Genomic DNA, 13,631 nt, shown 5'->3' with positions numbered 1-13,631 from the left:
CTTCTACAAGCTTGGCCTGATCCCCAAGGCGGTGCGGATTTCCGACGCGGTTTGGACAGCGCCGGGCAATTGATTTTTCGTCACGCGGCGCCGGGTGGAGGAACGCCCGGCGCCGTTGCCATTGTGCCTTGCCCTCCAGGAGGCCCGCCTTGACCACGCCAGCCAAGCCACTCGATTTCTTCTGGTTCATCCCGACGCATGGCGACGGTTCCTATCTTGGCTCCGAGCAGCAGCAGCGGCCGCCGGAGTTCGGCTATTTCAAGGAGATCGCGCAGGCAGTCGACCGGCTCGGCTTCCCCGGCGTGCTGTTGCCGACCGGACAGAACTGCGAGGATTCCTGGATCACCGCCACTGGACTGGCGACGCTGACCGAAAGGCTCAAATTCCTCGTCGCGCTGCGGCCGGGCGTGACCCTGCCGACCTTCGCGGCGCGCCAGACGGCGGCTCTCGACCGTCTGAGCAACGGCCGCCTGCTGCTCAATGTCGTGGTCGGCGGCAATCCGGCCGAGCTTGCCGGCGACGGCGTCTTCCTGCCACATGACGAGCGCTATGCGCAGGCGCATGAATTCCTGACCATCTGGCGCGGTCTGGTGTCCGGCGAGCGCGTCAATTTCGACGGCAAATATTACCGCGTCGAGAATGGCCGCCTCGACCTTCTGCCATCACAGGAGCGGCCGCCGCTTTATTTCGGCGGCTCGTCCGACGCCGGGCAGGATCTTGCCGCCGACCTGGTGGATATGTACCTCACTTGGGGCGAGCCACCGGCGCAGGTCGCCGAAAAGCTGGCTTCGGCGCGCGCGAAGGCGGCATTGCGCGGCCGCGAACTGCGTTTCGGCATCCGGCTGCATTTCATTGTTCGCGAAACCGAGGACGAAGCCTGGCGCGCCGCCGACCGTTGATCAGCCACGTCACCGATGCGCAGATCGAGAACGCGCAGGCGCGGTTCCTCAACCAGATGGACTCGGTCGGCCAGCGCCGCATGGCCGAACTGCATGGCGGCCGCCGCGACAGGCTGGTCGTCTCGCCCAATCTGTGGGCCGGCGTCGGGCTGGTGCGCGGCGGCGCCGGCACCGCGCTGGTCGGCACGCCGGAGCAGGTCGCCGACCGCATTCGCGAGTACCAGGCGATCGGCATCGACACCATCATCGGTTCCGGCTATCCGCATCTCGAGGAAGCCTATCGCGTCGCCGAACTGCTCTTCCCCAAGCTCGGGCTTGGTACCAGGCGGCTCAAGCCGCGCGAAGACATCGCCAACGAATTCTCCGTCGGCTTCCATGGCGCGGCCCGCCTGCAGGCCGCGTCATGAGCTTTTTCACGCGCCTGCGCAGGAACGGCATCGGCTGGCTATTGCCGGTGCTGGTGCTTGCCGGCTGGGAGGTGGCTTCCCGCGCCGGCGTCATGCCGGCCAACGTGCTTCCGGCACCAAGCGCCGTCGCCGAGGCCTTCTGGCGTTTGACGCTGTCCGGTGAACTGATCCGCAACATCGGCGTCTCGACGGCGCGCGCCCTGGCCGGCTTCGCCGTCGGCGGCTCGATCGGCTTCGCGCTCGGCCTTGCCAACGGGCTGTCGACGCTGAGCCGCGGCCTGACCGACACCACGCTGCAGATGATCCGCAACATTCCGCACCTGGCGCTGATTCCGCTGGTCATCCTGTGGTTCGGCATCGACGAGGAAGCAAAACTGTTCCTGGTGGAGCTCGGCGTGTTCTTTCCGATCTACGTCAACACGCTGCTCGGCATCCAGAGCGTTGACCCGCAACTGGTGGAGATGGGCCGCGTCTACGGCATGGACCGGCGCGCGCTGTTCTTCCGCGTCATCCTGCCCGGCGCGCTGCCGGCGATCTTCGTCGGCCTGCGCTACGCCTTGGGCATCATGTGGCTGACGCTGATCGTCGCCGAAACCATCTCGGCCAGCTCCGGGCTCGGCTACATGGCCATGCAGGCGCGCGAGTTCCTGCTGATCGATGTCGTCGTGCTGTCGATCCTGATCTACGCGCTGCTCGGCAAGCTCGCCGACAGTCTCGCCCGCCTGCTCGAGCGCCTGTCGCTCGGCTGGCATCCCGCCTTTCAGAACGGATGAGTATTCGATGCCAGCCGCCAGTCTGACCGCCGTCCGCTCCTTTGTCACCACGCCAGCGCCCGCGCGCCCGGCGATAGCGGTCGAAGGCAGGCGTGCCTTTGCCTTCAAGGGCGTGGAGAAACGCTTTGGCGACAAGACCGTTCTCGACGGCATCGATCTCGACGTGCCGGTCGGGCAGTTCGTCGCCGTCATCGGCAAAAGCGGCTGCGGCAAGAGCACGCTGCTCCGCTTGCTCGCGGGGCTCGACCGGCCGACTTCGGGATCGCTGACGCTGGGAGCCGAGGAAGAGGGCCACAGCCGCACGCGCTTCATGTTCCAGGAGCCGCGCCTGCTGCCCTGGGCCAGCGTGGTGAAAAACGTCGAGGTCGGGTTGACCGGCCTCGCCTCCGGCACGCAAGCGAGGCAACGCGCGCTCGACATTCTCGGCAAGGTCGGCCTCGCGGACCGAGCCGATGAATGGCCCTCGGTGCTGTCCGGCGGCCAGAAGCAGCGCGTGGCGCTGGCCCGCGCGCTGGTCGGTCACCCGCAGGTCCTGGCGCTCGACGAGCCGCTCGGGGCGCTCGACGCGCTGACCCGCATCGAGATGCAGCAATTGCTGGAGCGTATCTGGATAGCCCAGAAATTCACCGCCGTGCTGGTCACGCACGATGTCGCCGAAGCGGTTGCGCTCGCCGACCGGGTGGTGGTGATAAGCGGCGGCAGGATCGCGCTCGATCTGGATGTGCCGGTGGAACGGCCGCGCCGCCGCGGCTCCGCCGAGCTTGCCCGCCTCGAAGGCAGGATTCTGGACCAGCTGTTCGGTTAGGGCCGCGGCGGTCGGTTAGGCCTGTGGCGGCGGCGCGATTGACGAGCGGCTTCCCCCACTCCGTCGCCGCTTCGACGGAGTGGGGGTCGACCTTTCATCGAAGCCCACGGTTTGCCCACACCAGCCCTGCCAGGCCGATCAGCATGGTGGCGAGGCCGATATAGAGCCATTGCGACTGGCCGGTCATGAAGCTGCCGCCGACCACGCCGATGCCTTGCAGCGACCACAGCGCACCGACGGCCAGCACGATCAAGGCCAGCAGATTTTTGATCAGTCTCATTCTTGGATCCCGCTTTTCAAGTCGATCGATTGCGGCACTATCGCCGCGATGAAAGAGCCGAAGGAAGTGGTCAGATCGCACAGGTTTCTATTTGAAGATCAACATCTAATCTTGTCATGGAAGTCCTTCGTGCCGATCAAAATAGGGTCGAAAACTGATCCTGGCGCGCGAGAAAATCCCTGACAGACTGTTACCCGGTGACTCCAAACGTGTGATCTCGCCATGGAACCGCCAGATCACTGCCGCATTTCCTGCCTTATTCTCGACCTAACGGCTGGGGTCTGTCAAAAACGGAGCCATCCCCCAAATATGAAGACCCCAAAACAGACCGCGCTTGTCGCGGTAACGATCGCTGCTGGCCTGATGGTCGGCGCCTCCGCCACTTCGGCGACCGCCGCCGCCGGCCAGTGCGGCCGCGCTTCCTGGTACGCGCTGCACTCGAGGACCGCCTCGGGCGAACGCATGAACCCCTCGGCGATGACCGCCGCCCACCGCACGCTGCCTTTCGGCACCAAATTGCGGGTCACCAACAAGAACAACGGCCGCAGCGTCGTCGTGCGCATCAACGATCGTGGTCCCTTCATCAAGGGCCGCGTGCTCGACCTGTCGAAAGGCGCCGCCGGCCAGCTCGGCTTCATCGGCTCCGGCCAGACTTCGGTCTGCATGGCGCGCGTCTGATTTGACCGTCTCTTGACCATGATCACTCCCGGACCGCGGCTCAGCCGCGCAAAGCGGGTATTTTTCGGCGATCATGGTCAGGTGTCCGGCGCGGTGGCCTGACACATATCCTACACATTTCGGCGGCGCACATTGAGCCGGCTGTGCCGTCTGGGGCCGGTTTTCAAGGCTTTGGACGAAAGAAGCATTGGTCACGCCACGTGACGTATTGCATCGCAGCAATTAGTTGTTAACCTCCCCGCGTGACATTCAAGGCTCGGCGCTGCTCGTCGTCCCTTCGGTCGAGGCAGCAGCGGGGTTCTTGATGTACTACCAGCTATACGAAATGAACCATGCCGCCTTGCAGCCGGCCCGGCTCTATGCCGACGCTGTCCGGCTCTTCTACTCCAATCCGCTCAATCCGGTCTCGCACACACCCTGGGGCCGATCGATCGCGGCCGGCGCCGAACTGTTCGAGCGCACCACGCGCCGCTACGGCAAGCCGCAATTCGGCCTGGCCAAGACGGTGGTCGACTGGAAGAGCGTCGCGGTCACCGAAAAGACCATCTGGTCGAAGCCGTTCTGCAATCTCGTCCGGTTCGAGCGCGCCGTTCCCGCCGGACGCAAGGCCGACCCGAAGCTGCTGATCGTGGCGCCGATGTCGGGTCATTACGCGACGCTGCTGCGCGGCACGGTCGAGGCGATGCTGCCCTATGCCGATGTCCACATCACCGACTGGGTCGACGCGCGCATGGTGCCGCTGGCCGATGGCAGCTTCGATCTCGACGACTATATCGACTACATCATCGACATGCTGCACACGCTGGGTCCGGACACCCATCTGATGGCGGTGTGCCAGCCTTCCGTGCCGGTGCTGGCGGCGGTTTCGCTGATGGAAACGCGCGGCGACCCCTTCGTCCCTTCGACGATGACGCTGATGGGCGGACCGATCGACACCCGCCGCAACCCGACCGCGGTCAATCTGCTGGCCGAGGAAAAGGGCATCGACTGGTTCCGCGACAACGTCGTCATGCGCGCGCCCTGGCCGGTGCCGGGCTTCGGCCGTGAGGTCTATCCCGGCTTCCTGCAGCTTTCGGGCTTCATGAGCATGAACCTCGACCGCCACATCATCGCCCACAAGGACTTCTTCATGCACCTTGTGAAGCATGATGGCGACAATGCAGAAAAGCACCGCGACTTCTACGACGAGTATCTGGCGGTGATGGACCTGACGGCGGAGTTCTACCTGCAGACCGTCGACACCGTCTTCGTGCGCCATGCGTTGCCCAAGGGCGAGATGACGCATCGCGGCACCAGGATCGATCCGTCCGCCATCCGCAACGTTGCCCTGTTCACGGTCGAGGGCGAGAACGACGACATTTCGGGCCTTGGCCAGACCAAGGCCGCGCAGGACCTGTGCGTCAACATCCCCGCCGACAGGAAGGCGCATTACATGCAGCCGGCGGTCGGCCATTACGGCGTCTTCAACGGCTCGCGCTTCCGCTCCGAGATCGTGCCGCGCATCGTCGACTTCATCACCAGCTATGGCCGCCAGAACCGGGTGGCGGTGAAGCCGAAGCTGGTCCGCACCGCCAAGCGGTAGGCAATTCTAGAAACGGAGCCGGGCCGGCGGTCCGATTCTGTTGCACAAGTGCCGCTGTCCCTCCCCGCGGGTAACCATGCTGCAAATCAACCCGACGTCGTAATTGACACGGAGTGTAAATCGCCCTTAACGTTTCGTTAACAACAGGGCGAGCGGGGACAATGAATTCCTCAACCATGCGAAGGCTGCGCGTATGCGTGGCAGCCGGGCTGGCAGTAACGGGAGGCTGGATGGCACCGGCCTGGGCTTCGGACGCGATGGCGACCGGTGGCCTCACCTCGCAGCCGATCGGCCACTACGATTTCTGCAAGCAGCATCCGGGCGAATGTTCGATCCGTCCGGCCAGCCTCGCGCCGGCCACCCTGACCGACGGGTTGATGCGCAAGCTGCTCAACGTCACCGCCAGGGTCAATGCATCAGTCAAGCCGATGAGCGACATGGACATCTATGGCACGGACGAGGTCTGGGCCTATCCCGACAAGGGCGTCGGCGACTGCGAGGACTATGTGCTGGAGAAGCGGCGCCAGCTGTCCCGCATGGGCGTTTCGCTCGCCGATCTCTTGATAACCGTGGTGCGCAAGCCCGACGGCGAAGGTCACGCCGTGCTGACGGTGCGCACCGACGGCGGCGATTATGTGCTCGACAATTTGACCGACAAGGTCAAGCCCTGGGACCAGACCGGCTACCGCTTCCTCAAGCGGCAGGCGATCGACAACACCGGCCGCTGGGTCTCGATCCGCGGCGGCCAGCAGGTTCTGGTGGGCTCGGTGCAGTAGCAAAGAGCGCCGCGGTTCGAACGCGGTATGTCTCGTGCCGAAAGTGTCTTCCGCTTACCCCTGGCGCAGGTCGGCGCCGCCCCTCATTGCCCTGCCGGGCATTTCTCCCCGTATAGTGACGGGGAGAAAGACGCCGTCATCGCCGATTTCGCCAATTGTCAGCGGTACAGGAAGGGTGGCGAGGTTGCCACAGCGACCTTCTCCCTGTTCTACGGGGAGAAGATGCCGGCAGGCAGATGAGGGGCGGCGCTGACATCGCCGATCGGGCGTCTCGCATAGCCATTCCAAAAATTTCCGCATCCCTCCGTGAACCATTTCCGTTCGCCCGGCGACACACAGCCGTGGACGATAGAAACCCAAACCATGGAGACTTCAAATGACTGCTTTCCTGCGCAACACCCTTCTCGCCGCCGCTGCCGTTTCGGCCCTGACCGGATCCGCTCTGGCCGAGCAGACCATTCCAAGCTGCGCCAAGACCAGCCTCAACGACCTGTGGAGCGGCCGCTGTTGCGGCGCCGCCGGCGCGTCGGACTGCCTGGGCGGTGGCAATGGCGGCCGCGATCATGGCAACCATGGCGACCATGGCCGTGGCGGCAATGGCGGCAGCACGGCCGGCAAGAATTGATCTCACCATGGCTGCCCGTCGGCTACTCGCCGGCGGGCGCTGTTCTTGCGACCGGCGATCGCTCGGCCGTCGCAAAGTCGGAGCAAAGAACCGATTCTCTAACTCTTTGTTTTTACGCAATTCCCAAGGGGAAGCGCTACGCGCTTCTCGGGAAAACCGCTACGCACTTTTCCTGCAATTCTAGGATCGCCGGCCCAAGGCCGCCTGGATCGATCCTGTGATGCGGCGCAAGTCCGCCTCATCCAGCTTCTCGATGTTTTCGGCCAACAGGTTGGCGAGTTCGGTGGCGGCGGGGGAAAGACCCGACGTGTCCAGCCTGACGCGCGGGTGCGAGGCTTCGGCCAGCCGCGCCAGCTCCTCGGCATCGTCCCAGATGATGTTGAAATAGCCGATGATCTTCTGGATCAGCGTCCAGGTCGGCGCGCCGCGCCGGCCATGCTCCAGCGCCGAGAGATAGGCGGCGCTGACGCCGATCGCCGCGGCCATGTCCTTCTGGCTGACGCCGCGCTCGGCTCTCAGCGCCCGCAGCTTCTCGCCGAACGGCGTCATGAGCGCGCCCGCCGCAGCCTGATATAGAGCGCGCCCGAGCCGCCATGGTTGCGGGCGGCATGGTCGTGGCTGGAGACCAGCGGCCGGAACGCCGGCGTCGACAGCCAGGCCGGCACGGCACGCCGCAAGACACCGTCGCCGCCCGAGGACGACCCCTTGCCGGTGATGACCAGCACATAGCGGACGCCGCCGGCATGCGCCCGGTGCAGGAACGAGAACAGCAGCGAATAGGCCTCGTCCTGCGTCATGCCATGCAGGTCGACGCGGCCCTCGATCGGCAACCGGCCCTTCTGCAACTTGTCCAGCGTCGGCTCGTCGAGCCGGTGCGTGACATGCTGCACCTTCGGCTTTGCCGCGCCAGCCGGGCCGGCGGCGGGCTGGGCCGGCTGCGACGGCGTCGGCCTGGCATCGACGGCCATGTCCGGAATGTCGACGGCGGCGCGGCCCTTGAGCGGCTTGGCGGTGCGCGCCACCAGGTTCCACAGCACCCGGTCGTCCTCGCTGAGTTTGTCCGGACGCTTGCTCATCATGCGCCCCCGGCCAGCGCGCGCGGCACCAGCGCGTAGAAATCGGCGGCGTTGCGCACCACGCCGGCGATCTCGCGGGCGGTATCCCCCGAGCCGGCGAACAGGTCGCCGCGCGCCGGTCCGGTGATGGCCGAGCCGGTGTCCTGCGCGATCATCAGCCGCCGGAACGGCCTTTTGTCGAAGGCGGTGAGCGTCGGCGCGTCGATGTAAAAAGGCGTGCCGAATGTGTGAAGCAGCCGGTCGACGGCCATCGAGCGGCCCGGCGTCAGCGGCACCTTGGCGGCCGCGATCGGCCCGAGCGCGGCGTCATCCACCGCGGCCTCGCGGAAGAAGATGTAGGAACGGTTCCGCCACAGGATCTCGTCGACGCGCCGCGGATGCGCCTTGAACCAGGCGCGGATCGACTGCATCGTCACGTCCGCCAGCGGGATTTCCCCCAGCTCGCTCAGCACCTTGCCGGGCCCGGTAAAGCGCTGGCCGGATTTGGCGGCGTAGGTGACGCGGCAAAGCCGGCCGTCGGTCATGGCGAGCCGCGCCGCGCCTTGCACATGGATGAAGAAGGCATCGACCTTGTCGGCCAGCCAGGCGATCTTCAGTCCCTGGCCGGCGATCGCGCCGCGCTCGATCGCGCCACGGTCGGGATATTCGGCCAGCCCGTCGGCGGCCCGGCGGGCGAAGGCGAGATAAGGATCCATCCCGGCCGGCCGGTTGGCGTCGTCGACGTCGACAAGATCGGCCGGCCGCGACAGCAGCGGCACGGTAAAATGCGCCGTCCGCACCGGCGAGGCCTCGACTTGCGGCTCGTAGAAGCCGGTGACGAGCCCGGCGCCGGTTTCCGGCCGGACCAGCATGGGAACGAAATGGCGCTCGAAGAAGGCGCGGGCCTCGGATCGGTTCGCCGGCGCGGCGCCACGCGCTTGCGCATAGGCTTCGGCGAAGGCGCCGAAATCGACGCCCAGCGCACCGCTGCGATAGGGTTTTATCGGCACATGCAAGGCGGAACGGGCAAACGCCTCGAAGGCCGGCAGATGGTCGTCGCCGCCCCAGCCGGGCAGGTCGCCGAAGGACCTTTCAACAAGGAGAGGCGACAGCGACACCGGAGCCCGCCTGTTCCGGGCTCAGTCTTCTTCTTCGGTGGCGACGAGCTTCCAGTTCGGATCGCGCGAGCGCGTGTCGCGGGCGAAGGTCCAGACATCCTTGACCTCGGCCACGGTTTCCGGATCGCCGTCGATGACGGCGCCGGCCTGGTCGCGCGTCGCCGAGATCAGCTCGCTGATGATGCGCAGCGTCACATGCGCCTCGCCGCCCTTCATCTCGGCCGAAACGATGTCGGCCTTGTCGATGCCGACGAAGGAGGACTGGATCTTTTCCGACTTGGCCTCGCGCTCGCCGATCGCGGCGACGAACCCGTCATAGACCTCCCGCGACAAAAGGTTCTTCAGCGTTTTGCGGTCGCCGTCGGCATAGGCCATGACGATCATCTCATAGGCCATCTTGGCGCCGTCGACGAAACCCTTGGGATCGAAGGACGGGTCGTTGTCCTTGATCGCGCGCAGGCCCTTGTTGAGGTCGGTGTCGGGCTTGGCGAAGGCGTCGATCGCCGTATAGGCGTCGGCCGGCGCCGCCTCGCCGGGCAGCCGCTTGCGCGGCAGCGAAACCACGTTTTCGGGCTTCTGCGTGGCCTCCTTGTCGGTGCGCGCCGCCGTATAGGGGTCGAAGGGCGGCCGCTCGCTACCGGTCCGACGGCCCAGCACGTTGCGCAGCTGGAAGAAGATCACCACCGCCGCGATCAGGAAGAAAATCGTGCCGAAGTCGAAGAAGCCCATATTTTCCGCCAATCAATCCCTGCCTCTAGGCCGGACCGTCAAGCCGACAGGCCGCGGTCGCATAGCGTTCACCATTCAAAGCATATAGAACGCAAGGCGCAATCATTCAAATCAAAGGCAGGCATACCTATCTAACAGCCTCCGTGCCAGCGGCGATTGGTCGCCGGCGGGCCAAAACAATCGAATGGTCGGTAAAGACTTGCGCATTTCGCTGCTTCCCTTCTTTCTCCTCGCGCTGCCGCTGCTGGAAATCGCCGGTTTCGTCGTCGTCGGCCGTGAGGTCGGCGCGCTGGCGACGGTCGGCCTGGTGCTGGCCTCGAGCTTCGCCGGCGTGCTTCTGCTGCGGCACCAGGGTTTCGGCGTCATGGCCCGCATCCGCGCCGAGATGGCCGCCGGCCACGACCCCAGCCGCCAGCTCGCCCATGGCGCCATGATCGTCGTCGCCGCGATCCTGCTGATCATCCCCGGCTTCATCACGGACATTGTCGGCCTGCTCCTGTTCCTGCCGCCGGTGCGCGACTTCGCCTGGAGCAGGCTCAAGGGCCGCATCGTCGTGGCCAGCAATTTCTCCACCGGCGGCTTCCGCCGCCAGCGCGACAAGGTCATCGACCTCGAAGACGGCGACTATTCGCGCGAGGACGACCTGAAGCGCGGCCCGGACCACAATTCGCCCTGGCGGCGGCTGAAGGACGATTAGGTCGCGGTTGCGGCTTGTTCCCGAACGTCGGCGCTGCCCCTCATTGTCCTGCCGGACATTTCTCCCCGTATAGTGACGGGGAGAAAGAGGCTGGCCGCAACGCCGGCCGCATCCTTCCAACGTTGATGATTGGCGAAATCATCGGACACAGCACCCCCTCTCCCCGTCACTGTACGGGGAGAGGATGCCGGCAGGCAGGTGAGGGGCGGCGCTGGCCTCCGGCGATGATCTTCCCCGCACGAAGCGTCCGCCCCAATCGCCCAAGGCCACAAGGCGGCAAACCTTGTCTTGTCATGCCGGCCATGGTAGCGAACGCCCGATTTCAATTCGGTCAGCCCCGATTCAATTCGGTGAGCGAGACTGCCCAGGGGAAAAGGATATCGGCTCATGGCCAGCAATGATGACGCGCCGGTCGGCGCCAACGGCAACGGCAATGGCAGCGCGGCGCAGCCGTCGCTCAACGTGCTGGCCCAGTATGTCAAGGACCTGTCCTTCGAAAGCCCCGGCGCACCCAACTCGCTGCGCGGCCGCGACAAGGCGCCCGGCATCGCCATCAACGTCAACGTCAACGCCAACCCGCTCTCCGACAAGCAATTCGACGTCAACCTGACGCTGAACGCCAAGGCTTCCTTCGACCAGGAAGTGCTGTTCAACGTCGAGCTGATCTATGGCGGCGTCTTCGCCATTTCGGGCTTCCCGCAGGAGCACATGCTGCCGATCCTGTTCATCGAATGCCCGCGCCTTTTGTTCCCCTTCGCCCGCCAGATCATCGCCGAGGCGACGCGCAATGGCGGCTTCCCGCCGCTGATGCTCGACCCGATCGATTTCGCGCAGATGTTCCAGCAGAAGATCGCCGAGGACCAGGCCGCCTCGCAGACCAAGGTGAGCTGACGCTCGGCTGACAGGGATCGCTTTGAAAAACCCGGCCTCGCCGGGTTTTTTGTTGTGGGGCCGCCTCTTCCCTTCGTCATCCTAGGGCGAAGCAAGGAGCGCAGCGACGCGGCGCAGACCCTAGGATCCATGCCGGGACTCTGAAGCGTTGCCACGGTCCAGGTTCTGCTCCGCTGCGCCAGTCGGCAAGGTCGCGGCATGGATCCTCGGGTCTGCGCGACGCCGCTGCGCGGCTGCTCCGCCCGTGGATGACGAAGTCGCGAGCGGAGCACCGCACAAGTCCTGCGGATTCCAGAACACTCCCCTCGATCCCCCAGCCCTATCATCGCGCCCTCAGGCAAAGGCGTCCCGGCAGTCGCAGCCCCCCGCGTTGGCGATCGGTCGGGACGCCCAACAAAAGAGGGAACGATGATGAAATTCATGCTGACCGACCGCAAGCTCCACCCGCAAGCCAGACCTGTCGCCGAGGATTTCAAGACGGGCGGCATCAGCCGCCGCGAATATCTGGCGCTCATGGCTGGCCTCGGCGTCAGCGCCGCCGGCGCCTTTGCCCTGGGCGGCATCGCCGCGGCCCCGGCCCGCGCCGCCGAACCCAAGAAGGGCGGCACCCTGCGCGTCGCCATGAACGTCAAGGGCTTCAAGGATCCGCGCACCTTCGACGGTGTCGAAATGTCCAATGTCGCGCGCCACTGCAACGAATATCTGGTGCGCTGGAACACCGATTTCTCGTTCGAGCCGTGGCTGCTGGAAAAGTGGGAGATGAGCGACGACGCCAGGACGTTGACCCTGCATGTGCGCAAGGGCATCACCTGGTCGAACGGCGACGCCTTCAACGCCGACGATGTCGTCCACAACCTCACCCGCTGGTGCGAGGCCGGCGTCGCCGGCAATTCGGTCGCCGCGCGCATGGGCGCGCTGGTCAATGCCGACACCAAGAAGGTGGTCGATGGCGGCATCGAGAAGGTCGACGACTTCACCATAAAACTCAATCTGCCGAAGCCCGACATTTCGCTGATCGCCGGCATGGCCGACTATCCCGCGCTGATCATGCACCGCTCCTATGACGGCGACGGCGACCCCATGAAGGCGCTGGCGATCACCACGGGTCCTTGCGAGCTGGTGAAATGGGACGCCGAGACGGGTGCGGAGGTGAAACGCAAGGACAAGCCGTGGTGGAAGGGCGAGTTCCATCTCGATGGCATCCAGTGGATCGATTACGGCTCCGACCCCAACGCCATGCTGTCTGCCTTTGAATCCGGCGAGATCGACACCGACCACGAGACCGCCTCGGACGCCGTCGCGCAGACCGACAAGATGGGACTGAAGAATTCCGAGATCGCCACCGGCTCGACCATCGTCGCCCGCTTCAATGTCGGTAATGCGCCCTATGACGACGTCAAGGTGCGCCGCGCCGCCCAGCTCGCGGTGGACAATGCCGCCGTGCTGAAGCTCGGCCTCGACGGCCGGGGCAAACCCGCCGACAACCACCATGTCGGCCCCATGCATCCTGAGTTTGCCGATATCGGCCCGGCCAAGCGCGATGTCGAGCAGGCCAAGAAGCTGCTCGCCGAATCCGGCAAGGCGGACCACGAGTACGAGCTGATCTCGGTCGACGTCGAATGGCAAAAGAGCACCGGCGACGCCATCGCCGCCCAGATGCGCGAGGCGGGCCTCAAGATCAAGCGCACCGTGCTGCCCGCCGCCACCTTCTGGAACGACTGGAGCAAATACCCCTTCTCCTGCACCGAATGGCTGGGCCGCCCGCTCGGCGTCCAGGTGCTGGCGCTGGCCTACAAATCCGGCGCCGCCTGGAACGAAAGCGCCTATGCCAATAAGGAATTCGACGCGCTGCTCGACAAGGCGTTGGCCATGCCGGACGCCAAGGCTCGCAAGGAGATCATGGCCAAGATCGAGCAGAATCTGCGCGATAGCGGCATCATCATCCAGCCCTACTGGCGCTCGGTCTACCGGACCTATCGCAAGGGCGTCGAAGGCTGCGAACAGCACCAGGCGCTTGAGCAGCATTTCGAGAAGGTTTGGATTGAAAGCTGAGGCTAGCGCGGCGCCTCTTCCTTCCCCCCTTGTGGGGGAAGGTGGATTGCCGCGAAGCGGCAAGACGGATGAGGGGTGCGCCACGGAGCGAGGCCTTCGTATCTAAAGCTTTGAGTCCGCGCCTATCTTTCCGGCATCGCCAAGCTGGAACACCCCTTGTGTGTTTGGAATCGTGCATTGTTGAGGGTGCCACGGACCAGGTGCTTGCCTGATCCGTGGCGGCGGTCGAGAGCCCGTCACCCCTCAGGTGGCTTAAACCGTGGA

14 protein-coding genes and 1 pseudogene are annotated in these 13,631 nt (G+C 65.2%); 10 read left to right on the top strand and 5 right to left on the bottom strand.

Annotation, left to right across the window (positions count from 1 at the left end; genetic code table 11):
* Positions 1-149: 149 nt before the first annotated feature.
* The 3 genes and pseudogenes from ssuD (at position 150) to EOA36_RS11215 (ending at position 2,884) form a co-directional block, all read left to right on the top strand.
* A pseudogene (gene ssuD / locus EOA36_RS11225) lies at positions 150-1,306 on the top strand (FMNH2-dependent alkanesulfonate monooxygenase).
* Positions 1,303-2,079, top strand: a complete 777-nt coding sequence (locus EOA36_RS11220; protein WP_127277699.1) for an ABC transporter permease subunit — start codon at positions 1,303-1,305, stop codon at positions 2,077-2,079. Before ssuD ends, EOA36_RS11220 begins: the two are co-directional and overlap by 4 nt.
* Positions 2,080-2,086: 7 nt before the next feature.
* Positions 2,087-2,884 (top strand): ATP-binding cassette domain-containing protein, encoded by a 798-nt coding sequence (locus EOA36_RS11215; protein ID WP_127277698.1) that lies wholly within the window; start codon positions 2,087-2,089, stop codon positions 2,882-2,884.
* 94 nt (positions 2,885-2,978) lie between these two features.
* On the opposite strand, the gene EOA36_RS37235 is transcribed toward EOA36_RS11215, so the two are convergent.
* Positions 2,979-3,164 (bottom strand): hypothetical protein, encoded by a 186-nt coding sequence (locus EOA36_RS37235; protein WP_189522260.1) that lies wholly within the window; start codon positions 3,162-3,164, stop codon positions 2,979-2,981.
* Positions 3,165-3,473: 309 nt separating this feature from the next.
* Between EOA36_RS37235 and EOA36_RS11205 the strand changes: the two genes are divergently transcribed.
* The 4 genes from EOA36_RS11205 to EOA36_RS11185 all read left to right on the top strand — a co-directional run bounded on the left by EOA36_RS11205 (position 3,474) and on the right by EOA36_RS11185 (position 6,825).
* Positions 3,474-3,842 (top strand): septal ring lytic transglycosylase RlpA family protein, encoded by a 369-nt coding sequence (locus EOA36_RS11205; protein WP_127277697.1) that lies wholly within the window; start codon positions 3,474-3,476, stop codon positions 3,840-3,842.
* A 304-nt stretch (positions 3,843-4,146) separates the two neighbouring features.
* Entirely contained in the window at positions 4,147-5,424 is a 1,278-nt protein-coding gene (locus EOA36_RS11200) for a polyhydroxyalkanoate depolymerase (RefSeq protein ID WP_127277696.1), read from the top strand.
* A 161-nt stretch (positions 5,425-5,585) separates the two neighbouring features.
* Positions 5,586-6,200, top strand: coding sequence for a transglutaminase-like cysteine peptidase (locus tag EOA36_RS11195; RefSeq protein WP_127277695.1), 615 nt, complete (start codon positions 5,586-5,588; stop codon positions 6,198-6,200).
* Positions 6,201-6,576: 376 nt separating this feature from the next.
* A complete protein-coding gene (locus EOA36_RS11185; RefSeq protein WP_127277694.1) occupies positions 6,577-6,825 on the top strand; it encodes a hypothetical protein in 249 nt (82 codons plus the stop codon).
* Positions 6,826-7,005: 180 nt separating this feature from the next.
* Here the strand turns inward: EOA36_RS11185 and EOA36_RS11180 are convergent, their stop codons facing one another.
* From EOA36_RS11180 to EOA36_RS11165, 4 genes are read right to left on the bottom strand one after another with little or no spacing between them, the layout of a single operon-like run.
* Positions 7,006-7,374, bottom strand: a complete 369-nt coding sequence (locus EOA36_RS11180) for a helix-turn-helix transcriptional regulator (RefSeq protein ID WP_127277693.1) — start codon at positions 7,372-7,374, stop codon at positions 7,006-7,008.
* Positions 7,371-7,901, bottom strand: coding sequence for a Smr/MutS family protein (locus EOA36_RS11175; protein WP_127277692.1), 531 nt, complete (start codon positions 7,899-7,901; stop codon positions 7,371-7,373). Before EOA36_RS11175 ends, EOA36_RS11180 begins: the two co-directional genes overlap by 4 nt.
* A complete protein-coding gene (locus EOA36_RS11170) occupies positions 7,901-8,998 on the bottom strand; it encodes a murein transglycosylase A (RefSeq protein ID WP_127277691.1) in 1,098 nt (365 codons plus the stop codon). Before EOA36_RS11170 ends, EOA36_RS11175 begins: the two co-directional genes overlap by 1 nt.
* 21 nt (positions 8,999-9,019) lie before the next feature.
* On the bottom strand, positions 9,020-9,727 hold the full coding sequence (locus EOA36_RS11165; RefSeq protein WP_127277701.1) for a Tim44/TimA family putative adaptor protein: 708 nt from the start codon (positions 9,725-9,727) through the stop codon (positions 9,020-9,022).
* A 199-nt stretch (positions 9,728-9,926) separates the two neighbouring features.
* On the opposite strand from EOA36_RS11165, the gene EOA36_RS11160 reads away from it, so the two are divergent.
* The 3 genes from EOA36_RS11160 to EOA36_RS11145 all read left to right on the top strand — a co-directional run bounded on the left by EOA36_RS11160 (position 9,927) and on the right by EOA36_RS11145 (position 13,367).
* On the top strand, positions 9,927-10,424 hold the full coding sequence (locus EOA36_RS11160; protein ID WP_127277700.1) for an FxsA family protein: 498 nt from the start codon (positions 9,927-9,929) through the stop codon (positions 10,422-10,424).
* A 387-nt stretch (positions 10,425-10,811) separates the two neighbouring features.
* On the top strand, positions 10,812-11,315 hold the full coding sequence (gene secB, locus EOA36_RS11150) for a protein-export chaperone SecB (RefSeq protein ID WP_127277690.1): 504 nt from the start codon (positions 10,812-10,814) through the stop codon (positions 11,313-11,315).
* A 411-nt stretch (positions 11,316-11,726) separates the two neighbouring features.
* Positions 11,727-13,367 (top strand): ABC transporter substrate-binding protein, encoded by a 1,641-nt coding sequence (locus tag EOA36_RS11145; protein ID WP_127277689.1) that lies wholly within the window; start codon positions 11,727-11,729, stop codon positions 13,365-13,367.
* The last annotated feature ends 264 nt before the right edge of the window (positions 13,368-13,631 follow it).

It is taken from the genome of Mesorhizobium sp. M8A.F.Ca.ET.021.01.1.1 (assembly GCF_003998025.1).
In the GTDB taxonomy this organism is placed as follows: Bacteria; Pseudomonadota; Alphaproteobacteria; order Rhizobiales; family Rhizobiaceae; genus Mesorhizobium.
The sequence above is the reverse complement of the archived record's forward strand: the minus strand, read 5'-3'. Positions and strand labels throughout refer to the sequence as shown.